At 66.6% G+C, this 23,900-nt stretch carries 20 protein-coding genes; 4 read left to right on the top strand and 16 right to left on the bottom strand.

Annotated features, from left to right (window positions below):
- Nucleotides 1-12 precede the first annotated feature (12 nt).
- The 3 genes from AC07WS_RS02235 to AC07WS_RS02245 are packed head-to-tail and all read right to left on the bottom strand — an operon-like array spanning nt 13 to nt 4,437.
- A complete protein-coding gene (locus AC07WS_RS02235) occupies nt 13-2,403 on the bottom strand; it encodes an ABC transporter permease (RefSeq protein ID WP_494727516.1) in 2,391 nt (796 codons plus the stop codon).
- Between the two features lie 17 nt (nt 2,404-2,420).
- Nucleotides 2,421-3,101 carry an ABC transporter ATP-binding protein gene (locus AC07WS_RS02240; RefSeq protein ID WP_492922948.1) on the bottom strand — a complete coding sequence of 227 codons (681 nt, stop codon included), beginning with the start codon at nt 3,099-3,101 and terminating at the stop codon, nt 2,421-2,423.
- Nucleotides 3,102-3,132: 31 nt separating this feature from the next.
- Nucleotides 3,133-4,437, bottom strand: coding sequence for an efflux RND transporter periplasmic adaptor subunit (locus AC07WS_RS02245; protein ID WP_494727517.1), 1,305 nt, complete (start codon nt 4,435-4,437; stop codon nt 3,133-3,135).
- A 191-nt stretch (nt 4,438-4,628) separates the two neighbouring features.
- Here AC07WS_RS02245 and AC07WS_RS02250 point away from each other — a divergent pair, with 191 nt between their 5' ends.
- Entirely contained in the window at nt 4,629-6,038 is a 1,410-nt protein-coding gene (locus tag AC07WS_RS02250; protein WP_494727518.1) for a sigma-54-dependent transcriptional regulator, read from the top strand.
- Nucleotides 6,028-7,275, top strand: a complete 1,248-nt coding sequence (locus AC07WS_RS02255) for a sensor histidine kinase (RefSeq protein ID WP_494727519.1) — start codon at nt 6,028-6,030, stop codon at nt 7,273-7,275. Before AC07WS_RS02250 ends, AC07WS_RS02255 begins: the two co-directional genes overlap by 11 nt.
- Here the strand turns inward: AC07WS_RS02255 and AC07WS_RS02260 are convergent.
- From AC07WS_RS02260 to AC07WS_RS02285, 6 genes are all read right to left on the bottom strand, one after another.
- Nucleotides 7,272-7,724 (bottom strand): GNAT family N-acetyltransferase, encoded by a 453-nt coding sequence (locus tag AC07WS_RS02260; RefSeq protein WP_494727520.1) that lies wholly within the window; start codon nt 7,722-7,724, stop codon nt 7,272-7,274. The genes AC07WS_RS02255 and AC07WS_RS02260 overlap by 4 nt on opposite strands.
- A 96-nt stretch (nt 7,725-7,820) precedes the next feature.
- Nucleotides 7,821-8,246 carry an organic hydroperoxide resistance protein gene (locus tag AC07WS_RS02265; protein ID WP_494727521.1) on the bottom strand — a complete coding sequence of 142 codons (426 nt, stop codon included), beginning with the start codon at nt 8,244-8,246 and terminating at the stop codon, nt 7,821-7,823.
- Between the two features lie 422 nt (nt 8,247-8,668).
- Nucleotides 8,669-9,646 (bottom strand): hypothetical protein, encoded by a 978-nt coding sequence (locus AC07WS_RS02270; RefSeq protein ID WP_494727522.1) that lies wholly within the window; start codon nt 9,644-9,646, stop codon nt 8,669-8,671.
- Nucleotides 9,643-10,524 carry an arginase family protein gene (locus AC07WS_RS02275; RefSeq protein WP_494727523.1) on the bottom strand — a complete coding sequence of 294 codons (882 nt, stop codon included), beginning with the start codon at nt 10,522-10,524 and terminating at the stop codon, nt 9,643-9,645. The genes AC07WS_RS02270 and AC07WS_RS02275 overlap by 4 nt, the downstream gene beginning before the upstream one ends.
- Nucleotides 10,521-11,768 (bottom strand): hypothetical protein, encoded by a 1,248-nt coding sequence (locus AC07WS_RS02280; RefSeq protein WP_494727524.1) that lies wholly within the window; start codon nt 11,766-11,768, stop codon nt 10,521-10,523. Before AC07WS_RS02280 ends, AC07WS_RS02275 begins: the two co-directional genes overlap by 4 nt.
- Nucleotides 11,765-12,457, bottom strand: a complete 693-nt coding sequence (locus AC07WS_RS02285) for a methyltransferase (protein WP_494727525.1) — start codon at nt 12,455-12,457, stop codon at nt 11,765-11,767. The genes AC07WS_RS02280 and AC07WS_RS02285 overlap by 4 nt, the downstream gene beginning before the upstream one ends.
- Nucleotides 12,458-12,572: 115 nt before the next feature.
- On the opposite strand from AC07WS_RS02285, the gene tolB reads away from it, so the two are divergent.
- Complete coding sequence (gene tolB / locus AC07WS_RS02290; RefSeq protein ID WP_494727526.1) at nt 12,573-13,850, top strand: Tol-Pal system beta propeller repeat protein TolB; 1,278 nt, start codon at nt 12,573-12,575, stop codon at nt 13,848-13,850.
- Here tolB and AC07WS_RS02295 read toward each other — a convergent pair.
- The gene (locus AC07WS_RS02295) at nt 13,847-14,587 is read right to left on the bottom strand and encodes a GGDEF domain-containing protein (protein ID WP_494727527.1); all 741 of its coding nucleotides are present in this window, start codon (nt 14,585-14,587) and stop codon (nt 13,847-13,849) included. The two genes, tolB and AC07WS_RS02295, sit on opposite strands and share 4 nt — an antisense overlap.
- A 115-nt stretch (nt 14,588-14,702) precedes the next feature.
- Between AC07WS_RS02295 and AC07WS_RS02300 the strand changes: the two genes are divergently transcribed.
- A complete protein-coding gene (locus AC07WS_RS02300; protein WP_494727528.1) occupies nt 14,703-17,099 on the top strand; it encodes a PepSY domain-containing protein in 2,397 nt (798 codons plus the stop codon).
- 97 nt (nt 17,100-17,196) lie between these two features.
- On the opposite strand, the gene AC07WS_RS02305 is transcribed toward AC07WS_RS02300, so the two are convergent.
- The 6 genes from AC07WS_RS02305 to hemA all read right to left on the bottom strand — a co-directional run bounded on the left by AC07WS_RS02305 (nt 17,197) and on the right by hemA (nt 23,878).
- Nucleotides 17,197-18,240: a histone deacetylase family protein gene (locus AC07WS_RS02305; protein ID WP_494727529.1), complete on the bottom strand. Its 1,044-nt coding sequence runs from the start codon at nt 18,238-18,240 to the stop codon at nt 17,197-17,199.
- 13 nt (nt 18,241-18,253) lie between these two features.
- Nucleotides 18,254-19,852, bottom strand: coding sequence for a glutamate--cysteine ligase (gshA, locus tag AC07WS_RS02310; protein ID WP_494727530.1), 1,599 nt, complete (start codon nt 19,850-19,852; stop codon nt 18,254-18,256).
- Nucleotides 19,853-20,035: 183 nt separating this feature from the next.
- The gene (gene prmC, locus AC07WS_RS02315; RefSeq protein WP_494728036.1) at nt 20,036-20,875 is read right to left on the bottom strand and encodes a peptide chain release factor N(5)-glutamine methyltransferase; all 840 of its coding nucleotides are present in this window, start codon (nt 20,873-20,875) and stop codon (nt 20,036-20,038) included.
- Nucleotides 20,875-21,342 carry a disulfide bond formation protein B gene (locus AC07WS_RS02320; protein ID WP_494727531.1) on the bottom strand — a complete coding sequence of 156 codons (468 nt, stop codon included), beginning with the start codon at nt 21,340-21,342 and terminating at the stop codon, nt 20,875-20,877. Before AC07WS_RS02320 ends, prmC begins: the two co-directional genes overlap by 1 nt.
- An 87-nt stretch (nt 21,343-21,429) precedes the next feature.
- Nucleotides 21,430-22,506 carry a peptide chain release factor 1 gene (gene prfA / locus AC07WS_RS02325; protein WP_494727532.1) on the bottom strand — a complete coding sequence of 359 codons (1,077 nt, stop codon included), beginning with the start codon at nt 22,504-22,506 and terminating at the stop codon, nt 21,430-21,432.
- 97 nt (nt 22,507-22,603) lie between these two features.
- A complete protein-coding gene (gene hemA, locus AC07WS_RS02330) occupies nt 22,604-23,878 on the bottom strand; it encodes a glutamyl-tRNA reductase (RefSeq protein ID WP_494727533.1) in 1,275 nt (424 codons plus the stop codon).
- Nucleotides 23,879-23,900: the final 22 nt, after the last annotated feature.

A 23,900-nucleotide genomic window follows, 5' to 3' on the forward strand; every position in this document is an offset into this window, starting at 1 on the left:
GTGTTCTCCGGTTCAGTCGCGTAGTGCCAGCGCGGGCGACATGCGCAGGGCGGTCATCGTGTGGCGGGTGGTGGCCAGCAGCGCCACCAGCAGCGCCATCGCCAGCGCGGCAGCCAGCGTCCAGATGCCGATGGGTGCGTGCTCCGTGTAGTTGGCCAGGTAGCGCTGGATCGCCACCGCCGCCAGCGGCAGGCCGACCAAGGCGCCGGCGCCCACCAGCGCCGAGAACTCGCGGCCCATCATCAGCGCGATGTCGGCGCGGCCCGCGCCGTGCAGCTTGCGCATCACGATCTCGCGCCGGCTGCGCTGCACGCTGTAGGCCGACAGCACGTAGATGCCGAATGCCGCCAGCGCGATCGCTATCAGGCTGGTGGCGGCCAGTATTCGTATCAGGCGCGCCTCCGTGGCGTAGCGTCCTTCGAGTACGGCCTGCTGCGTCGCCATCTCCATGATGGCGTTGGGGAAGTGGCGACGCCATACCGGCTCGATCTCGCTGTATGCGGTCTCCAGGCTGTCGCTGGTGCGTATCATCAGGACGCCGCCGGGGCGCACGAAGTAGACGATGGCTTTCGATGGCTGGTGCAGTCCCTGGAAGCGCACGTCCGGCGCCACGCCGACAATCTCCATGCCGTCCGGTACCACCTGGCCGACCGCGTCCTGCGGCGACGCAAAGCCCAGCGCCAGCGCGGCGGCGGTGTTGACCACCACGCGCGGTACCTTGCTGTAATCGACATCCTGAGTCGCGTTGTACAGGCGTCCGTGCAAGGCCTTCAGGCGGACCAGCTCAAACCAGTTCGCGCTGACGTTTTTGCCCTCCAACGGGATCTCGCGGCCATCCCGCGTCGTCACCGTGTTGGTCAGCTTCATGCCGTCACGGCCGACCGCTTCTGAAATGGAGGCCACGCCTTCAACGCGCGGCAGCCGGGCTACTTGCTCCCTGAAGGCGACTGCGGCTTGCTTGTCCTCCCCATAGGACGGCAGGTTCAGCACCAGCAGGTGGGCCGGATCGAAGCCGGGTGTGGCGTGGCTGGCAAAATACGTCTGCCAGCCGACCGCCAGCGCCGTCGCGGAAAGCGCCATCGCACTGGAAAACTGAAGCACCGTCAGCACGCGCCGCACCCACAAGCCGGCGGCGGTTTCGCTGTTGCCGCGTCCCGCGAGCGCAGGCCCCGGCAATGCGTGCTGCGCCAGCCAGGCGGGATAAGCGCCGGCGCACACGCCGATGAACAGCCCAAACGCCAACGCGATCAGGCAGCGCAAGGGCGTGAACATGCCGGCTAGTGGACGGTTCATCAGATCGGAGAACGTTGGTAGCAGCAGCCACGCCAGCACCAGGCCGGCGGCGGCGGCCAGCACGGAGGTCAACGCCGCCTCGCTGAGGAACTGGCGTACCAGCCGCACGGCGCTGGCGCCCAGCAGCTTGCGGATGCCGATCTCGCGCTGGCGGCGCAAGGTACGCACGGTCGCCAAGTTGACGTAGTTGATCGCCGCGAGCAGCAGGATCAGGAAGCCCCCGGTCGCCATGCCGAATACGCTGCTGCGCCGGCCATACTGCTCGCCCGCGCGGCTATTGGCGAGGCCCTCGTCGAAGTAGGCGTCGCGCAGCGGCAGCAGGCTGATATCGGCCACATTGCGGCCGTTCAGGCCTTTGCCCAATGGGCCGCTTTTCACCCGCTGGTTGATCGGCGATTTCTCGCTGGCCTCTTGCAGCAGCGCCGTCAATGCCTGCATCGATGCCCCGGGCTTGAGCTTCATGTAAACCGTGCCGCGTCCCCATTTGCTGATCGCGGTCTCACGTTCCGGCCACGCGCTGCTGGCGGTGCCGACCAATGCCTCGTATTGCTGGCTGCTGTTGGCCGGCGGATCGGGCATCAGAGCCCGCACCAGCAGTGCCGTGCCGCCGATCGTGACGGTCTGCCCGATCGCCGGGTTGGCACCGAACAGCTTATGTGCGCCGGTTCGTGTCAACGCCAGGCCATCCGGTTGCGTCAGCGCCGCGTTCAAGTCGCCCTGCAAGGCGGCGATGCCGAACATGGTGCGAAAAGCGGGATCGACCACTTGCAGGTCCAGCGTACGCAGCTCGTTGCCGGCGCGTAGCGGCGATTCCAGGTCGCTGGCGATGCCGGCCTCGGACACCATGCCGCTAGCGATGGCGACGTCGCGCAAGGACAGGAAGGCGCGGGTCTGCCATTCCGGACGTGGGAAGACGTTGACGCGCTGCTTGACCACGACCACGCGGTCGCTGTCGGGTATCGTGCTGTTGAAGTTCAGGCAGAATTCGACAAAGCCGAACAGCAGAAAGCACGCGGCGAAGCCGATGGCGAGGCCGCCGATCACCACGGCGGAGTAGGCCGGCTGCTGCAACAGCAGTCGCCAGCCTATGCGAAAATCGCGCAGGTTCATTGATGTGATCCTGACGCTTAAGCGGCTTGCAGTACGTCGACCATGATGCGGCCATCCAACAGATTTAGCGTGCGCGATGCCTGCGCGGCATGGTCCGGCGAGTGCGTGACCATGACCACCGTCGTGCCTTCGGCGTTAATCTCGCGCAGCAGGCGCATGACCTCATCGCCGTGCGCAGTATCCAGGTTACCGGTCGGTTCATCGGCCAGCAGCACGGCGGGGCCGGCCACCAGCGCGCGCGCGATCGCCACGCGCTGCTGCTGGCCGCCCGACAGCTGCGATGGCCGGTGCGCGGCGCGATGGCCGACACCGAGCTTGTTGAGCATCGCCGTCACGCGCTCGCGCCTTTCGCGCGCCGGCGTGCCGTTGTATTCCAGCGCCAGTTCGACGTTTTCGAACACCGTCAATTCCTCGATCAGGTTGAAGCTCTGGAAGATGAAGCCGATGCGGCCGCGCCGCAGCTGGTTCAGTTTCGATTCGCTCCAGCCGGCCACGTTCTGGCCTTCGAACCAGTATTCGCCGTGGTTCGGCACATCCAGCAGGCCCAGTATGCCCAACATGGTCGACTTGCCGCAGCCGGAAGGCCCGGTGATGGCGACGTATTCGCCCGCTTCGATTTCCAGGTCGATGCGGTCCAGCGCGGTGGTCTGGATTTCTCCTGCCTGATGGATTTTGCTGATGCCGACGAGTTTGAGCATGGGGTGTGCCTTTATTGGAAGTTATGGGAATTTACTGCGTTATTTGCAGCCGTGGTGAATTTCCGTAAGCCGCGTAGCTGGAAAGGATCACCTTGTCGCCGGCTGCCAGGCCTTCGAGCACTTCGAGCTGGCTGTTGTTGCGGCGTCCGACCCGCACCACGCGGCGCTGCGCCGTGCGTCCGCCCGCGTCCAGCACATAGACCCAGGCGCCGCCGCTGTCGTTGATGAAGGCGCCGTTGGGCAGCAGCAGCGCCTTGGCCGGCTCGCCCAGCGTGATGCGCGCGTCCAGGCTCTGGCCGGGATTGAGTACGGGCGGCTGCCCGCCGGTGAACACCAGTTCCACCATGAAGCGACCTTCCTTGATCTGCGGGTAGATGCTGCGGATGTCCACCGCGAAGCTGCGCTCATCCTGCTTGACGCTGCCGTGGCGGCCCACCGCCATGCGGTTCAGGTAGTACTCGTCCACGCTGGCGGAGAGTTTGAAGCGCGCCGGATCGTCGATGCGGCCGATGTTCTTGCCGGTGCTGATCGATTCGCCCACCTGCAGGCGGAAGTTGGTCAGCCGGCCTTCGACCGGCGCCCGCACGGCCAGCGCCTCGACGGTGGCGGAGACCAGCTTCAGGCCGGAGTTCAGGCCTTCGATCGCGGTCTCCAGCTGGGTCGCGGCGTTGCGGCGCACGTTTTCCTCGGTGCCGGAGGCGCGTTCCTCCTGCGCCAGCAGGCGGCGCTGCTGCTGCAGCTTGTCCTCCGATTCCTCCAGCGCGACGGCGGAGATGTAGCCCTGCGCCGCCAGCCGCACATTGCGCTCGTGCTGCTTGCGGACCTGCTCCAGCGCGTACTGGAGGTCTTCTCGCCGGCGCTGATGGTCGCTGGCGCTGGCCTCTTGCGCCACGCGCAGGTTGGACAGGTTGAAGATGCTGACCGCGTGTTCCGACTGGCGCGCCAGCAGCTCCAGGTTGCGCTGCGGGTTGGAGATGCGGAACAGCAGCTGGCCCTTCTTCACCAGCGTGCCGTCGATGGCGAAGACTTCCTCGACGCGGCCCGATTCGACCGAGTCGAGTATCACGGAATTGAGCGGCTCCGCGTTGGCGCGCACCACGATTTCGTCGACGAAGATGCCGCGTTCGGCCTGGCCGATGCGCAGGTCGGCGCCGTCCACCTGCAGGCCGCGCGGCATCCAGGACCACATGCCGTAGCCTGCCGCCGCCACGGCCAGCGTGGCCGCCAGTCCGATGGCGACGGCCTTGCCGCGTTTGCGCGGCACGACCACGTCCATCGCCGCGCCGCTGGAGGGCAGGTTGGAAGGAGAGGGAGCAATATTTTTTTTGATGTGCATACCGGCCATACAGCAAGCGCTGTGCCAAGTCCGAAAACGCTGTATTGACGGCCTGTTTGTCCGCCGCCGGCCGTTCGCTGTCCGCTTATGAACAGCGGACGGTGTTCGGAACTGAACACTTGCGGCGTCTGTGCGCGGCGCGTGGCCGCAGGCCATGTCCGCAGCCCGTTGGCGGCTGCTAGAATGCCTGCATGTCCGCTTACGTACTGATACTCGATGATGACGCCGATGTCGCCACTGCCGCGCAGTTGCTGCTGCGGCGACGCTATGGCAAGGTCGCCACGCTGTGCGATCCGGCGGGCCTGCCCGCCTTGCTGGCGCAGGGCGTGCCGGACGTGGTGCTGCTGGACCTGAACTTCACACCCGGCTCCATCGACGGCGCCGAGGGGCTGGCGCTGCTGGATTTGTTGCGCTCCCAGGCGCAGCCGCCGGCGGTGATCGCGATGACCGCCTACGCCGATGTGCCGCTGGCAGTGGAAGCGCTCAAGCGCGGCGCCGGCGATTTCATCACCAAGCCGTGGGACAACGCGCGGCTGGTGGCCGCCATCGACCAGGCGCTGGCCCGCCGCGCCGCGATGCGTGGCCCGGCCGCGGCGGCGCCGGATCTGATGGGCGAATCCGCCGCGATGCGCGAGCTGAAGGCCTTGATCGCCAGCGTGGCGCCGACCGAAGCCAACGTGATGGTGCTGGGCGAGAACGGCGTCGGCAAGGAGCTGGTGGCGCGCGCCATCCATGCGCTGTCGCGCCGCGCGGCCGGCACGCTGCTGGCGGTGGACATGGGCGCGCTGCCGGAATCGACGTTCGAGAGCGAGTTGTTTGGCCATCGCAAAGGTTCGTTCACGGACGCGAAGGCCGACAGGGCGGGGCGCTTCCAGGCCGCGCGCGGTGGCTCGCTGTTCTTGGACGAAATCGGCAACATGCCGCTGGCGGCGCAGGCCAAGCTGTTGACCGCGCTGGAGCGGCGCGAAGTGACGCCGATCGGCGCCGACAAGCCGGAGACCATCGACGTGCGCATCGTCAGCGCGACCAACCTGGATGAGGCGCGGCTGTTCGATCCCGCAGTGTTCCGGCCGGACTTGCTGTTCCGGCTGAACACCATCGTGATCCGCGTGCCGCCGCTGCGCGAACGGCGCGAGGATATTCCGCTGCTGCTGACGCACTATCTGAATCTGTACGCTCTTCAGTACGAACGGCCCGCACGTAGCGTGAGCGCGGCGGCGCTGGACGGCCTGCTGCGCCACGACTGGCCGGGCAACGTGCGCGCGCTGCGCCATGCCTGCGAGCGTGCCGTGATCCTGAGCCAGGGCGCCGAATTTTCCTTGAGCGATTTCGGTCTCGGTGCCGCAACGATGGCGGCGGACGGCAGCGCGGATTTCACTATCGCGCCGGGCGTCGCTGCTTCCGCGCGCGGCGCCGCCAGAGGGGCCGTTAGCTCCGGCATCAACGGTTCCGGCAGCGGCGACATGACGCTCGACGCGCTGGAGCGCGAAGCGATCGCCTCGGCGCTGGCCCAGTTCAACGGCAACATCAGCCACGCCGCCAAGTCGCTGGGCGTGAGCCGCGCCGCGCTATACCGCAAGCTGGGCAAGCATGGCATCTGAACGCGCCCTCAAGCTGGGCGCCGCCGCCAGCGTGGCCGCCTTGATGGCGCTGACCGCGTTTGCCGACATCATGTCCGCCACGCCCGAACCGCGCCGCATCGTGCTGTGCGGCCTGGCCGTGCTGGTGCCGGCCGCCGCGCTGTGGCAATGCCTGCGCCGCCTGGCGCCGCGCGCGCCGCGCATGGAAGCGCAGGACAGTACGATGCGTTATGGGGCCGCACCTGCGGGCCGAGAACTGTCCGACACCATCCACGCGCTGGAAGCGCGCCTTGAACACGCGCCCATCGCGCTGTTCAGCATCCAGAACGCGGCCGGTGCCGGCACGGTGGAGCCGCTCAACGCCAGCGCGCGGCGCCTGCTGGCGCCTGGCCGCGCCAGCGCGCCGCAGGATCTGCACCAGCTGCTGGCCGCGCAAGCGGCCGGCCAGCGCCAGTTGATCAGCTTTGACACCGAGCGTGGCGTGGAGCGCGCGCTGGTCGCCGTCGCCGCACTGACGATGCAGGGCACGGCCCAGCGCCTGGCCGCGCTGATGCCGGTGGAGAGCGAACTGGAAGCCGAAGCCCTGAACGCCTGGCGCGAACTGGTGCAGGTGCTGACCCACGAGATCATGAATTCACTGACGCCGGTCGCCTCGCTGTCGCGCACCGCCTGCAGCCTGCTGGACGAAGCGGCCGCCGGCCTGCCGGCCGATATCCACGCCGACCTGGGTACGGCGCTGGACGCCATCTCGCGCCGCGCCGCCAGCCTGGTGGACTTCGTCGGCAGCTATCGCAGCCTGTCGACGGTGCCGCAGGCGCAGCCGCAGCGCGTGCTGCTGGAGGAGCTGTTCGAACGCCTGTCGATGCTGATCGCGCCGCAGTGGCAGGCGCTGGGCGGGCGCGTGTCGTTCTCGGTGGAGCCGGCGTCGCTGGCGGTGATGATCGATCCGGGGCAGCTGGAGCAGGCGCTCATCAACCTGTTGAAGAACGCGGCCGAAGCCATCACCGGCAAGGCGCCGGAAGCGCAGGTGCGCGCGCGCCTGAGCCGGGGCGGGCGCCTGCGCATCGAGGTGGCGGACAACGGCCCCGGCGTGCCGGAGGCGCTGGCCGCGCACATCTTCACGCCGTTCTTCTCGACCAAGAAGCAGGGCCGGGGCATCGGCCTGGCGATGGTGCGGCACCTGGTGCACGCCAACGGCGGCACGGTGCGTTATGCGCGCTCGGTCAGCGCCGGCGCGCGCTTCATGCTGACCTTCTAACGCACCATGTCGATGTGCATGATGCCGTCTTCGTCGTAAGGCTCGGTGACCGTCTTGAAGCCGTAGCTTGCATAGAATTTTTCCAGGTGCGCCTGCGCGCCGATGCGGAAGCCGTGGCCGGGATGCAGCGCCTCGGCCAGCGGGATCGCCTTGGCCAGCAGCTCGCGGCCGATGCCGCTGCCGCGCGCGGCCTGCGTGGTGAGCACGCGGCCCAGCGACATTTGCTCGTACTTCAGGCCCGGCGGCACGCAGCGCAGATACGCGACCAGCGTGCGCTTGCCGTCGATCTCGCGCCACGCCATCAGGTGGTGGCACTGCGGATCGCAGCCGTCGATGTCCGGGTACAAGCAGGTCTGCTCCAGGATGAACACCTGCTGGCGTTGCAGCAGCACTTCGTACCAGTCCAGGCGGGGGATGTCTTCAAAGGCCAGCCATTGCCACTCAATCATTGCGTGTCCCGATGCGGATCAAAACATTGATTGTATGTGAAAAAAGGCCGGCGCCTCGGAGGAGGGGCCGGCCTTGCCGTTCGCTGACTGGATCGATTAGACGATGGTCAGGGTCACGTCGATGTTGCCGCGGGTGGCGTTCGAGTATGGGCACACGATGTGGGCGGCGGCGACCAGCTTTTCAGCGGTTGCGCGGTCCAGGCCTGGCAGCGAGATTTTCAGTTCGACTTCGATGCCGAAACCGGTAGGGATGGCGCCGATACCGACGATGCCTTCCACCGAAACGTCCGCCGGCACGGCGATCTTGTCGCGGCCGCCGACGAATTTCATCGCGCCGATGAAGCAGGCCGAGTAGCCGGCAGCGAACAGCTGCTCAGGGTTGGTGCCGACAGCGCCGGCGCCGCCCAGTTCTTTCGGGGTGGTCAGCTTCGCGTCCAGCACGCCGTCGGAGGAAACAGCACGGCCTTCGCGGCCACCGGTTGCTTTTGCGTTTGCGCGGTACAGAACTTGTTCGATCGACATGATGATTCCTTTTTAGTGAGTGGAGATGGTTAATTAACTATTAAATCGCTAGCTACTTACTTCTACTATCCGGCGCTGTTTGCAGCGCCCATGACCACACTATAAATCGTGTACTATTGAATAGCAAGCGATTTTTAAAATTATTTTTGACTGATCCGCGGGCATGGCAGGACGCTCGCCGTGCCGTACAGGAGGGTTCTGTAAGCTTGTGGCTCACACAGGAGACGGCTTGTGGCCCAAGCAGGTCGGCGCCTTCCGCGCCCGGATCGGTGTAGCGCATTACAAAGTTCTTGGGACCGCGTTGACGCTTTCAAGCCCTTCTGTATCAGGGCGCCCATCGGCATAGGACAATTTGACACCGTGATCCTCCTGGGGCGAACGGGCAAAGCTTTGGGTGCATGTGGCTGCCAAGGCAGGTAAGATTACAGCTCCGCTAGTGCGCCATTGCGGTAGTTATAAGTCCAGGCCTTAAGCCTGAGCCCGGTCTCGCGGAACACCGCATTGCTAATGTTCTCGACTTCCGCCCGGATCCGAATGAGGTCCGCATCGCGTTTTGGCCGGGTGCGAGCCAGGAGTCTGCTGTCCTCAAGATGCACAAGGTTCACGCAGATTCCGATGAGATGGCCTTTTTTGAGATTGGCAACAATCTCATTGCTCGGTGTCTTCTGTGCCGCCTTGCGCGCGGCAGCGAATGCGCTATAGCTCTGGACCAGGTCGTCCTTATGCGTGCGCTGCAGCTTTTCCTGCAAGAGTTCCCGCAGCTCTGCCTGGCTGCTATTTTTTCCGGCGTGCTCCTTCTTGAACTGGTTCACGCCGAGGTCGTTGATGCCGATCGCCAGGGTTTCTTCTTCCGGCACCACGGCAAACAGGCCATATGGGCAGCCGTAAAGCGTGTCTTGATCGAGCACCAGTGTCAAGCTGCATACCTCGTAGCCGGGGTCGCTGGCTATCAATCTCAGGTCGTAGGTCCATGCATCCTTCGGCTTGGCGCCCGGTAAGCCCGTGATCATATGCACCAGGAGTGTCTTGTTTTTATGCGCTTGTGAAACCAAAATGCCCCCAACGGGCGCCGCTATCGCCGCAGGTGCCTGCATGCGTTGCAGCACTGCCTGCGCGGCCTGCTGCGCGAAGGGAAACGTGTGCTGGTCCGTCTGATCTTCCACCATGGTCATGAAGTGTGCATAGGCTGCCACAAGCGCCGGGCTGCCGGAAATCCCGCGCAGCTCTGCGCGCACCAAGCGCCAGGCATCGAGATGGGAGATCTGTCCGGCCTGCATTACGGGGGGAAGAGGCAAACGCGCCAACATGGGAGCGCGGTTGTGTTCGGCATCGAACACCGCGATCTGCAGGTCGTGGCCGGCCGCTACGAGGACTCGTTTGGTCAGTAGTGTCACGGTCATGCACTGTCTCCGGTAGTTTGCGCAACCCCCGAACTGGTTGGGGATTTCAATGAGTCGGAATATTTTTCCAGTTCGTGCAGCAGTGCCAGGCAGGCGCGGGCCGCCGCGTTGTCGTGGTCCTTCTCTTCGTGCCAGGCCGATACCGACACCGCGACGATGTTGTGCCCGCGCAGTGAGCGGAACAGCGCCGCGATGTCCGCATACTTGGGCCCCGATTTGACGTGATATTTCAGCGCCGGGATTTCCGATTCGGCGTCCATCACGTCGCTGTCGAAGTGCAGGTAGAGACGCTCGTCAGGGCTCAGGTGCTCGCCGATGCGGTCGATCGGGCAGACGACGATGCCGGAATTGGTCACCGCTTCCAGCTCGCCCGGATCGAGGTCGCGCGCATCGGACAGGACCACCTTCTGTTCGGGGTAAGGCTGGACGCCGATGGCCGTCAGCATCGCGCCGATGGCGTCGCGGCTTTGCTTGCGGCGGTCGCCGCGCCCCACCAGGATGGCCAGCGGCATGCCGCCGAGGTATTTGGTCTGCGAGGTCGCCCAGGTATGGAAATCGCCATGGGCGTCGAGCCACAGGATGCGCTCCGGCGGGTGTCCGCTGCGTTGCAGGCCGCCCAGCATGCCCAGCGTGGACATGCAGTCGCCGGCGATGCTGACCGGTGTCTTGCCCGCATAGATGACCTCCCGGACGCGATCCGCCAGAGCGGCGTAGATCCGCCCCATCCTGCGCAGCTTCTCGTTCGGATCATCGATCGATGTCTCGGTAAAATTCGGCACGTCCACCACATCCCAGCCGTGGCGGTCCAGTTCTGCGACGCGCCGCAGGCCGTCGCGGCGCTGGCCGATCAGGAAGGGCACCAATAGGTGATTGTTCATGTCCATGTTGCGTGGTCCATTGTGTAGCCGAGGCGTTCCATCATCGCCCGCACCGGCGGGCGCCTGCCCATCTCCAGCAAGGCCTGTTCGCGCTTGCGCCAGCGTTGCGCGGTGGGGGCGTCGGTGGCCATCGTGACTGGCAGCTGCGCGGGCAGGGCCAGATCGGACAGGCCTAGCAAATCGCCGATGCGCTGCAGCTGCGCCGCCGGCCGTTCCATGAATTCCTCGAACGCCAGGCGCAGCATCGGCACGCGGCTGGCAAGGATCGCTTCGTGCGACGCCAGCCACTGGTTCAGGCAGACGTCGCCCAGGTCCGACTGGATGAACTGGCGCCAGTTGGGCGGCAGGTCGAACTTCCACCAGCGCTGGCCGAACGGCGTGGCGTCGGAGTAGCCGCGTATCCGCAACGCCGTGCCGGCCCGCTCCATGTCGTGCGCGAAGAAGCCTTTGGGCGACAGCCAGCCGTCCATCAAGCCGTTCACCGATTGCGCGTAGCCGCGGCTCAGGTGAATGTAGCGGATCTCGGCGCGCGGGAACAGCTGCTCGTGGATGCCGATGCGGTAGGCGTCGCTCGGCGATTTGAACAGCAGGATCTTGCTGGCGGCATCGTCTTCGGTGAACGCGCGGCGGAAGCTGCGGGGCAGTACGAAGGGCGGCTCTTCGATCTTCAACGGCTCGTCGTAGTAGCCGCTGGCGCCCAGCCCGAAATCGCGCAGCGACGATGACGACTGCATGTCGTAGTAATTCATGCGCCATGGCTCGTCGCGAAACACGGACGCCAGGATCGCTCGCTGCAGCATGGCGTCCGTCTGCGGCGTCGTGCGCATGGCGGTGTCCAGCGCCTCGGCGAGCCGACGCTGTTGCGCCGCTTCGATGAAGCGCAACGGGAACTGCAGCAGCAGGCGCCGTCGCCAGCGGATCTTCAGTTCCTCCAACGGCGGCAGGCTCGCGCTGGGCACGGTGAGCTCGGCGAACAGATTGTCGGCCAGCGCGTCCGCCTGACCCAGCGCGCCGAGGGCGTCGCTGTCGGAGTTCGCGCCGAAGCCGTTGTGCGTGAGCGCCAGATAGGGCTCCATTTCCCCATCGAGCGAGGCGACGCCGGGATGTTCGGCCAGCACATGCTTGATCAGGCTGGACCCCGAGCGCGAGTTGCTGAGTATGACCGCGACGCGCCTCACCTCAAGGCGCCACGGCGCATGCGCGACCGCGCGCAGGCCGGCGATGGTCTGGAACACATCGTTCATACGCGCGTGGCTTGCGGCGCTCTCTTGATGAGAAACGCGTAGAATTCTTTGGTCTCGTCGGCGCGCACGCTGGCCATCTTGCGCATGCTGAAGCCGTTCTCCCTGGCCAGTTTGCGCACTTCCTTCAGCGCGCCGAAATTGGAGTGCGCAAAGTAGATGCGGCCGTCGGGCTTCAGGTATTTGCCGACCTGTTCGAAAAAGCGGGTATTGGTATGGAAGTCGGTGTCCCATTGCGAACGGGCGACGACGTCGGGCGCCTCCTTGTTGCGGAAGGGGAGGTTGGCGGTGATGACGTCGAACTGCTCGTCGCCGACGCCATCGAACAGGGTGGACGAACGGACCTCCATCGTGTCGCCGAAGCCGTGCGCCTCGGCGTTGTGGCGAGCGCTCCTCAGCGCGGCCGGGTTGATGTCGACGGCCAGCACGCGCGCCGCGCCGCCGTAGCAGGCGAAGATCGCGATCACGCCCGAACCGGTGCCGACATCAAGTACACTGTCGCCCGCCTTCACGCGCAGCGCGCGCACCAATGGCTGGCTGTCGGTGTAGGGCCAGAAGGTGTTGGGGAAAACATGGAATTCCTTGCCCAGGTAGCGTAAGGTCTTGCCGTCCTCGGGTACTATCTTGAAAGCCTTTTGGCGGTTTTTTTGCCAGCGGTCGATGTGCGCATTCTTGCCTAGGGAATTGTCCATTTCTGTCACCTTTCGGATGAAGGAACAACAATCATGGCGGCATGAGGCCGCCTTCAGGGATGCAAGACTGGATACTACTCCGATAAATTATCGTTGGATAATCAAATTGAATGCTATGAAAAAACTGAGTCACTATCTGATCTGTACCGGCTTGTCGCTTGCCGCCGCCCTGCACGGCGCGCAGGCGCAGATGCGGATTGAAATCAGCGGTGTCGGCAGCAACCAGATCCCGGTGGCCGTGGCCGGCTTCGCCGACGAGATCCTGGCGCCGCAGCAGATTTCCGCCATCATCAAGGCCGACCTGGGCCGCAGCGGATTGTTCAACGTGATCGACGCCGGCACCGTGCGCGACGTCAACAACATCGACTACGCCGGCTGGAAGGCCAAGGGCGCCGATGCGCTGGTGGTGGGCACCGTGTCCGCGCTGGCGGACGGTCGCTACGACGTGCGCTACAAATTGTTCGACACCGTCAAGGCCAGTCAGCTGTCGCGTGAGGACCAGTCGGTGCCCGCGCAGTCGGCCCGGCTGGCGGCGCACAAGATCGCCGACGACGTGTTCTTCAAGCTCACCGGCGTGCCCGGCGCGTTCGCCACCCGCGTGGCCTACGTCAAGCAGGAGGGCAGCCGCTACAAGCTGGCCGTGTCCGACATCGACGGCGAGGGCGAACAGACGGCCCGCGTGTCGAACGACCCGATCATCTCGCCGGCCTGGTCGCCGGATGGCAGCAAGGTCGCCTACGTGTCGTTCGAGCAGAAAAAAGCCGTGGTGTATGTGCAGAACCTGGCCACCCACGCGCGGACCTTGATCGCCAATGAAAAAGGCAGCAACTCGGCGCCGGCCTGGGCGCCGGACGGCAGCCGGCTGGCCGTGTCGTTGTCGATGGACGGCCACACGCAGATTTACACCGTCAACGCCGACGGCGGCGGCTTGCGCCGCGTCTCCGACGGCACCGGCGCCGCCATCGACACCGAGGCGCAGTTCTCGGCCGATGGCCAGAGCATCTACTTCGTCAGCGACCGCAGTGGCGGCCCGCAGATCTACCGCATGAACGCGGATGGCAGCGACGCCAAGCGCATCACCTTCGGCGGCAGCTACAACATCAGCCCGCGCATCTCGCCCGACGGCGCCACGCTGGCCTACATCTCGCGCCGCGACGGCAACTATCAGCTGTACGTGATGGACCTGGCCACGGGGCAGGAGCAGCGCCTGTCCGACAGCACCGACGACCTGTCGCCGAGCTTCGCGCCGAACGGCAAGTACATCATCTACGCCACCGAGGCGGCGGGCCGCAAATCGCTGATGGTGGTGTCGGTGGATGGCCGCGTGAAGCAGCGGCTCACCGCGCAGGATGGCGATGTGCGGCAGCCGGTGTGGGGGCCGTTCCTGCGCTAGTCACGCAGGTTGCGCTCCGCGATTTTGTGGAGCGCCGCCAGCGCCGGCGCGTCGTCCGGCCAGCGGGCCAGGCCCAATCTGGCGTGCGGCTGCTGCGCGTTGATGCCGGCCAGCAGACGATCGGCGATCTGCTGCCCCTGCACCTGCGACACCCACGGCACCAGCACGCAGAAGCGCGCGTCGCCGAAGCGGAAGGCCCAGTCGCTGGCGCGGCATACCTCCTCGATCTGCCGCGCGGCCTGCACCAGTTGCGCATCTTCGGCGCCCGGCGCCAGCGCGATCAGCATCAGCGACACCGTCGGCGGCTTGCCGCGCTGGCTGCGTGTGAGCTGGCCGAAGATCGATTCCAGGTATAGATGGTTGTGCAGGCCGGTCAGCGGATCGGGCGACGCGGTGCGGCGCAGCGCCGCCGTCAGTGCCGCGCGGCGCTGCGCGAACAAATGCGCCAGCACGCCGGCCGCCAGCACGGCGGCGCCGATGCCGAGCAGCGCTTCGGCCGGATTGCCCGGCCTGAGCCACGCTACGGCCAGGCCCAGCACCGACCAGCCGACGCTGTACACCATGCCCATCTGAAGGCCCAGCATCAGGTAGGACGCCACCGGCAGCACGCACAGCAGGCCGGCGAGCTGCGGCCGCAGGTACACCGCCGCCAGCAGGGCGCTGAAGCAGCAGAACAGCACGGCGCACCACAGGCTCAGTCGCGGCGTGTCGTCGGCCCAGGGCAGAGGTTTATTCATTCGACAAGTATGCGATATTTTTAGGCGTCAGGCCACAGCATCAATTGATAATGATTCTTATTAACTGGTAGAATGACCGCTGATATGGACGCGCCTGGCGCTTGAAGGTCGATTTGTGAAAAAACTCTGGTTCCAGTTGCACTGGTTGGTCGGCATCACCGCCGGCACCGTATTGATCGTGATCGGTTTGACCGGCGCCATTCTCGCGTTCCGCGACGAGCTGCTGGACGTGTTCAATCCGGGCGTGACCAGCGTGGCGGCGCGGCAGGCGCCCATGCTGGCGCCGCCGCAGGTGGCCGAAGCCGTGCGGGGCGCGCATCCCGAGGCGCGCATCAGCAGCATCACCGTGTATGCCGAGCCGGGCGCCTCCGCGCGCGTCACGCTGGCGCCGGCGCCGGGCAGGAAGCACGGCGAGACCGTCTTCGTCGATCCGTACAGCGGCGCCATGCTGCCGGCCCTGCGCCATGACGACGTGTTCGAGTGGGTGGAGTCGCTGCACCGCTTCCTGCTGCTGCCGCGCGACGATGGCCGTCCGGTGGTCGGCGCGCTGGCCCTGTGCCTGATGGGGCTTGCGTTGAGCGGCCTGTATCTGCGTTGGCCGCGCCGCGCGCTCGACTGGCGCACCTGGCTCACCTTCGACACGCGCCTCACCGGCCGCTCCTTCCTGTGGGGGCTGCACTCGGTGGCGGGTACCTGGGCGTTGGTGGCCTACCTGGTCTTCACCGTCAGCGGTGTGTATTGGAGCTTTGACGTCGTGCGTGACACGGTCGACGGCTGGGCTGGCGTGCGCCGTCCGCCGCGCGAGGCGTCGGCGCCCAAGCCCAAGGCGGCCAAAGAGGCAGGCGCCAGGCGCGCCGAAGCTGCCGACCTGACGCTGGCCTGGTCCACCTTCCAGCAGCAGGCGCCGGATTGGAAGACAGTGGTCCTGCGTCCGCCCGAGCGCGCGACGCAGCCGTTGCAGGTGCTGTGGCTGGACGGCGAGGCGACCCATATCCGGGCACGCAGCCGCATGTCGATCAACCAGCAGACCGGCGCCATCGTCAAGCACGAGCCGTATGCGCAGATGAGCGTGGCGGCGCGCGCGTTGACCACCTTCTATCCGCTGCACATCGGGACTTACTTCGGATTGCCGGGGCGTTTGTTCATGTTCTTCGCCAGCCTGTCGCTGCCAGGCTTCGCGGTCACCGGTTGGATGCTGTACCTGAAGCGCCGGCGCCAGAAGCGCTGCGCGCAGGCCGAACGCGCAAGGCTGGCGGGAACGGACAGCATCGAAAGCGCAGATCCTGTGTTGATGGCCTACGCCAGCCAGACCGGATCGGCCGAGCGGCTGGCGCTGCAAAGCGCGGCGCTGCTGCAGAAGGCCGGCGTGGCGGTGCATGTGCAATCGCTGGAAAAGCTCACGCCTCCGCTGCTGGGCAATTACCGCCGCGTGCTGTTCGTCGCCAGCAGCTTCGGCGAAGGTGAGCCGCCCGATCCTGCGCGCCGCTTCAGCCGTCTGCTGCACGCCGCCGCCGAGGAGCTGGCGCATTTGCAGTACGCCGTGCTGGCGCTGGGCGACCGCAATTACCTGCAGTTCTGCGGCTTCGGCCGAACGCTGGACAGCCGCCTGCGCGTGCTGGGTGCGCAGCCGCTGCATCCGATCATTGAAGTCGACAACGGCGATGCCGGCGCGCTGGCGCGCTGGTCGCACGCATTGCGCGAGCTGGCGGGCGTTGGCGGCGATGCGTGCCAGGGCGGACTGTCCGCCGGCGTGCCGGACGGCGAGTACACCAGCTGGCGCCTGGCGCGGCGCGAACTGCTTAATCCCGGCAGCATCGGCGGCGAGCTGCACGAGATCACGTTGACGACGGATGGCGGCGCCGATTGGCGTCCCGGCGCCTTGCTCGACGTGTGGCCCGGCCATTACGCGCCTGGGCAGGCCGCGCGCCGCTACTCGGTCGCGTCGCTGCCGCAGGATGGCTGCTTGCAGCTGCTGGTGCGGCAGGTGAGGAAGGAGCGAGGCGTGGGGCTGGCCTCCGGCTGGTTGACCGCGCAGGCAGCGCCGGGCGACGAGGTGCGCGTGCGGCTGGTGGTCAATCCTGCGTTCGACATGCACGACGGCGCGAAGCCTGCCATCTACATCGGCAACGGCTCGGGCATGGCGGGCTTGCGTTCGCACCTGCGGGCGCGGGCCGCTGGCGGGCTTCATCGCAACTGGCTGGTGTTCGGCGAGCGGCAGCGTGAGTTCGACGGCATCTGCGCCGGCGAAATCGAGGAGCTGCGGCGGCGCGGCTATCTGCCGGAACTGGACCTGGTCTACTCGCGCGACGCCGGCGGCGAATACGTGCAGGACCGCTTGCGTGCAAAAGCCGCGCAGCTGCGCGGCTGGATTGCCGACGGTGCCGTGATCTACGTCTGCGGCAGTCTGCAAGGCATGGCGGGCGGTGTGGATGCGGCGCTGGTAGACATCATCGGCCGCGCCGCTCTCGACGAGCTGCGAGAAACCGGCCGCTACCGCCGCGACGTCTACTAAATTAAATTGGGGTCAAGTCTGACATTCGGACACGAGCTCTGCCGTAGTGCGCGCACTACGGCAGAGCTCGTGTCCGAATGTCAGACTTGACCCCAATTTAAAGCGCGGTTTCGTAGCCTTCGAGGACGTTGACGACGTTGGTGCCCAGCTCCTTGACCGCGTAGCCGCCTTCGAAGATGAAGGCGGTCGGCACGTTCAGGTAGGCCAGGCGTTCGCCTATCTTCAGGTAGTCGGCGCTTTGCAGCGTGAAGCGCGACAAGGGATCGCCGGCGAACGTGTCGACGCCCAGCGACACCACCAGCGCATCCGGCGCGAAGCTGCCCAGCCGGATGCAGGCCGTCTCCAGCGCCGCGAACCACGCCTTCGCCGAACTGCCCGCCGCCAGCGGCAGGTTCATGTTGTAGCCCAGTCCCGCACCTTCGCCGTGCTCGTCGGCGTGCCCCAGGTAGAACGGATACTCATTGCGCGGATCGGCGTGGATGGAGACGAACAGCACATCGTCGCGGTTGTAGAAGATGCTCTGCGTGCCGTTGCCGTGGTGGTAGTCGATGTCGAGGATGGCGACCTTGCGCGCGCCGTCGTCCAGCATGTGCTGCGCCGCCAGCGCGGCGTTGTTGAGGAAGCAGTATCCGCCGAAGAAGTCCGCGCCCGCGTGGTGCCCCGGCGGACGGCTCAACACGAAGGCGCCGCGCTCGCCCAGCCGCAGCGCGTGCGCGGCGTTGACCGCGCAGTCGGCGCCGGTCTTGGCGGCGGTCCAGGTGCCGGCGGTCAGCGGCGTGCCATTGTCCATCGAGTACAGTCCCAGCTTGGCGCAGAAGTCGTCCGGCTCGATGTCGTCGCGCAGCGAGCGGATCGGCCAGACGGATGGAAAGGCGTCCTTGCCGGCGTTGGCCGGATCGAGCGCCAGCCATTCGTTCCAGGCGCCGCGCAGGAAGTGCAGGTAGCGCGGCGTGTGGACGCGCTCCAGCGACATCAACGGCACGCCGTGCGGCGTGACGATCTTGCCCAGGCCGCGCCGCCCCAGTTCCGCCAGCACCGCGTCGACCCGCTCCGGTTTCTCGAAGCACGGCACCATCTCGCCGCGGAAGATCTCGTAGCGGCCGCGATGCTGGGCGTGCAGTTCGTTGTAGAAGGTGAGCAAGGAGGCTCCTGGTTTAGTCGCAATCCATGCTGGAGTGGCACAGGTTGCTGGCGCGGTAGGCGGCCACGTAGTCGTCGAAGCTCGATTGCGGCGCCGCTTCCATCTCCGCCTGCTCGGCCAGCGACACGGCGGCCAGGCCGTCGAAGTACGCGGCTTCCCCGGCGCTTGGCGGATGGCTGCGGAAGTAGTCCGCGTGCCGCTTGCTTTGCGCCAGCCCGAAGGCGGCGAACGATTTGCCGTTGGCGCGCAGCGCCGCCAGCACCTTGGCCGACGGCGTCAGTTCGGCGTCGCGCAGCTTGGCCGCCTGCTGCACGATGGCGTCGGCGTGCGCGGTGTCGCCGCGCTGCGCGTCCAGCAGCGCCGCCACCGGGCGGATGCGCTCCAGCAGTTGCAGGCCCCACGCTTGCAGGCCGATTTCGCCGTCGTCGCTGTTGAGCGTCAGGCCCGGACGGCGGCCTTCCTTGACGGTGCGGGCGAAGTTCTCAGTGTGGCGCAGGCTTTCCTCCGGCGGGATGGCCGGGCTTTCCTCCAGCGCGCAGAACATCAGGAAGGCGTCGAGGAAGCGGCCGGTCTGCTCGCTGATGCCGACCGGTTCGAACGGGTCGACGTCCATGCAGCGCACTTCGATGTACTGCACGCCGCGCGCGCACAGCGCCTGGATCGGCCGCTCGCCGGTCTGGATCACGCGCTTGGGGCGGATGGTGGAGTAGTACTCGTTCTCGATCTGCAGCACGTTGGTGCTCAGCTGTATCCACTCGCCGTCGCGCTTGGTGCCCAGCGCCGCATACGGCTCGTACGGCTGGTTGACGGCCTTGGTCAGGGTGGCGACGTAGCTGTCCAGGCAGTTCTCGTGCGGGCTCAGTCCCGATTGCGCGTCGTTCTGGTAACCCAGGTCGCTCATGCGCAGGCTGGTGGCGTAGGGCAGGTAGAGCGTGTCGCCGGACAGCGTGTCCAGCTTGTGCGGGCGGCCGCGCAGGAAGCCGCTCGACAGCACCGGCGAGGCGCCGAACAAGTACATCAGCAGCCAGCTGTAGCGGCGGAAGTTGCGGATCGTCGCCAGGTAGGCTTCGGACTGGAAGGACTTCGGCGACAGGCGCTTCTCGTTGCCCTCATGCTCGGCCAGCACGCGCCACAGGCGTTCGTCCAGCGAGTAGTTGTAGTGGATGCCGGCGATGCATTGCATAGCCTTGCCGTAGCGCAGCGCTAGGCCGCGACGGTACACATGCTTGAGCGTGCCCATGTTGGAGGTGCCGTACCAGGCGATCTCGATCTCGTCCTCGCCCGGCAGCTGGCAGGGCATGGACTGGCTCCACAGCAGCTCGTCGCCCAGCTTGCTGTACGCATACCGGTGGATGCCGTCGAGCTTGTCGAGCGTGGCGCCGATGTCGGCCTCGGCAGGGGTGATGAACTCCAGCAGCGTCTCGGCGTAGTCGGTGGTGATTTGCGGATGCGTCAGGGCCGAGCCCATGGCCACCGGATGCGGCGTCGCCGCCAGGTGGCCGCGCGCGTCCACCCGCAACGTTTCGCGTTCGATGCCACGCAAGCCACCCAGCACCGGACGGTACTCTGGCTGGGCCAGCAAGGCCAGGCGGCGAGTCAATAGATTGGACAATTGGATCTTCCTTTCGTAGTGCAGCAACTGTTGCATCAAAGCGTGAGGTGCGAGATTAACCGAAAACGGACAATCGCGTCGGCGCCGGCCCAAAGTTGACCGGAGCCGAAGATCGCTTGCTAGTTTATCAAATACCGCCGGAAGGGGGCCGAAAGCCAGAATACCGCAGATGAGGAAAAGGCGTCAGCGCGCGCGCCCACCCGTGACGCGCTCGATGCCGGCCAGGTCGGTCCAGCTTTGCACCTCGCTGTAGCCCTGGTCGGATAACAGCTGCCGCACTGCGGCGGCCTGGTCGTAGCCGTGCTCCATCAGCAGCCAGCCTTGCGGCTTGAGGTGGGCGGCGGCGCCGGCCACGATGGTGCGCAGCGCCGACAGGCCGTCGGCGTGGTCGGTCAGCGCGCCGGGTGGTTCGTAGCGCAGGTCGCCCTCGGACAGGTGGCGGTCGCCGCTGGCGATGTAGGGCGGGTTGGAGGCGATCACGTCGAATGGCGGCTGGCCTTGCAGCGCCGCGTACCAGTCGCTCTGCAGGAAGTTGACGTGGACGCCGTTGGCGGCGGCGTTGCGGCGCGCCACGGCCAGCGCGTCCGGGCTGACGTCGAGCGCGGTGACGGCGGCGTCGCGCCGGCTGTGCGCCAGCGCCACGGCGATGGCGCCGCTGCCGGTGCCCATGTCGAGCACGCGGCCTTGCGGCGGCAGGCGGTCCAAGGTCAGCTCGACCAGCAGTTCGGTGTCGGGACGGGGGATCAGCACGGCGCCGTTGACCTCGAACGGCAGGCCGAAGAACTCGCGCTGGCCGACGATGTAGGCGACCGGCTCGCCAGCCAGGCGGCGCTGCACCAGCGCGGCGAAGCGCGCGGCCTGTTCGGCGTCGAGCGCGCGCTCGGACTGGGTGATCAGGCTCACGCGCGACAGGCCCAGCGCGTGGCACAGCAGCACGCGGTTGTCCAGCGGGTCCAGCAGCGACTGCACTTGCAGCGCGCCGAGGGTGACGCCGGCGGCGATGGCGCTCAGGTCGGCGATCATCAGCGCGCGCGGCGGATCAGCAGCCAGGCCAGGCCCAGCGTGCACAGGCCGAACCACAGGAAGGACCACTGCGGGATCGACAGGCCGAACCACGGTGCCAGCGCGTCCTCGCACAGGCCGTCGGCCTTGAACAGGAAGGGCAGGTAGGTCGCGGTGGGGATTTTGTTGAGGAAGGTTTCCATCGGATCGATGCCGCACGACAGGCCGGGGTGGGCCAGCACGTACAGGTGCTTGCCGGCGGTGTACAGGCCGCCCAGCGCGGCCAGCAGGCCGAGGCCGGCGCCCAGCCTGGGCTTGCCGTAGGCGCCGAACAGGCAGCAGATGCCGATGGCGATGAACAGGTAGCGCTGGATCACGCACAACGGGCAGGGCAGCATGTCCAGGCCGTGCTGCAAATACAGGGCGACGCCGATCAGGCCGAAGCAGGCGAGGGCGATGGACAGCAGCAGGGAGCGCGTGTGTATCATGGGTGGTCCGATTCGATGGCGTTGGGAGTAGCGGGCAATTCTCGCACAAAGTTGTCGCTTCAGCCTTAGGCAGGTGTTAACTTCGGCTTAGTCGCCCAGCGCCGCCAGCAGCTCGGCCTGGTGCTCGGCGGCCAGCGCGTTGGTCAGCTCGGTCAGGTCGCCGTCCATGATGAAGTCCAGCTTGTACAAGGTCAGGTTGATGCGGTGGTCCGTCATGCGGCCCTGCGGGTAGTTGTAGGTGCGGATGCGCTCGCTGCGGTCGCCCGAGCCGATCAGGCTCTTGCGCGTGGCCGCCTCCTTCGACTGCTGCTCCCGCAGCTGCACGTCCTTGATGCGCGCGGCCAGCACCTTCATGGCCTGCGCCTTGTTCTTGTGCTGCGAGCGGTCGTCCTGGCACTCGACCACGATGCCGGTCGGCAGGTGGGTGATGCGCACGGCCGAATCGGTCTTGTTGATGTGCTGCCCGCCGGCGCCGGACGCGCGGTAGGTGTCGATGCGCAGGTCGGCCGGGTTGATGTTGACGTCCTCCACCTCGTCCGCCTCCGGCATCACCGCCACCGTGCAGGCCGAGGTGTGGATGCGGCCCTGGGTCTCGGTGGCCGGCACGCGCTGCACGCGGTGGCCGCCCGATTCGAACTTCAGCTTGGCATACACGCCGTTGCCGATCAGGCGCACGATCACCTCGCGGTAGCCGCCCAGGTCCGACGGCGATTCCGACACCACCTCCACCTGCCAGCGGTTGCGCTCGGCGAAGCGGGTGTACATGCGCAGCAGGTCGCCCGCGAACAGCGCCGACTCGTCGCCGCCGGTGCCGGCGCGGATCTCCAGGAAGATGTTGCGCTCGTCGTTGGCGTCCTTGGGCAGCAGCATCTTCTGCAGTTCCAGCTCCAGCTCGGCCAGGCGGGCCTTGGCCGCCTCGATCTCGTCCTGCGCGAAGTCCTTCATCTCCGGATCGCCCAGCATCTCCTGCGCGGCGGCCAGGTCGCCGATGGCTTCCTGGTAGGACTTGTACAGCGCCACCAGCGGGCCGAGTTCGGCGTGCTCGCGCGTCATCTTGCGGTAGGCGTCCATGTTATTGGTGGCGCCTTCGGACATCAGCAATTCATCGAGTTCGACCAGGCGGTTTGCCAGTTGATCGAGCTTGGCCAGCATGGATGGTTTCATAGCGTATTCGGTATTCGTATCGGGGGTTGAGGCAGACGCCGCGTCGTGGCGGCGGAGAGTGCGCGGCGGCGTGGCGCGCGCGGGCAAGGCAGTGGCGCTAACGGCGGCCGCGGAACAGCTGCGGCAGCAGCTCGGCCAGATGGGCGCGTTCCTCGCCCTGCGCACGGTGCAGCGCCTGCTGCGGGCCGTGCATGAACTTCGCGGTCAGGCCCTTGGACAGGGCTTCCAGCACGGCGTCGATGTCCTCACCCTTGGCCAGCATCTTGCGCGCGCGCTCCAGCTCCAGCTGGCGCAGCGCCTCGCCGTTTTCCTGCAGGCTCTGGATGACGGGCACCACGGCGCGGTCGTCGATCCAGTGCATGAACGATTGCACACGGGTTTCGATGATGGCCTCGGCCTGGGCCACGGCGGCCTGGCGGTTTTCCATGCCGGTCTGGACCACCTTGCCCAGGTCGTCCACGGTGTACAGGAAGGCGTCGTTGAGGCGGGCCACTTCCGGCTCGATATCGCGCGGCACGGCCAGGTCGACCATGAACATCGGCTTGTGGCGGCGCGCCTTGATCGCGCGCTCCACCATGCCCAGGCCGATCAGCGGCAGCGACGAGGCGGTGCAGGAGATGACGATGTCGTACTGGTGCAGCTTGTCCTGCAGGTCGGCCAGGCGGATGGCGCGGCCGCCGAAGCGGTGCGCCAGGATCTCGCCGCGCTCCAGCGTGCGGTTGGCGATGGTGATGCTCCTGGGGTTCTGTGCCGCGAAGTGCGTGGCGCACAGCTCGATCATCTCGCCGGCGCCGATGAACAGCACGTTCTGCTCGGCGATCTTGTCGAAGATGCGCTGCGACAGGCGCACGGCGGCGGCCGCCATCGACACGCTGTGCGCGCCGATCTCGGTGGTGCTGCGCACTTCCTTGGCCACCGAGAACGAGCGCTGGAACAGCTGGTGCAGATAGGTGCCCAGGCCGCCCGCCTCGTCGGCGGTGCGGATCGCGTCCTTGATCTGGCCGAGGATTTGCGTCTCGCCCAGCACCATCGAGTCGAGCCCGGAGGCGACGCGGAAGGTGTGGCGCACGGCGTCGTGCTGCGGCAGCAGGTACAGGTGCGGGCGCAGCTCGGCGTAGTTCAGCTGGTGGAAATCGGCCAGGAAGTGGGCGCCGGCGTCGAGCGAATCGGGCACGCGGCTGGCCGCGTACAGCTCGGTGCGGTTGCAGGTCGACAGGATGGCCGCCTCGTCGCTGCCGCGATGGTCGATGCGCTCGAACCAGGAACGCGCCGCCATCACCGCCTGGCCCAGTTGCTCAGGGGCGAACGCCAGCCGCTCGCGCAGCGAGACAGGGGCGGTGTTGTGGTTGAGGCCGACGGCGAGCAGCTGCATTTCGGGTCCGTGCGTTGATTTA

The sequence above is a fragment of the Duganella sp. GW821-FHT01E12 genome (assembly GCF_059422325.1).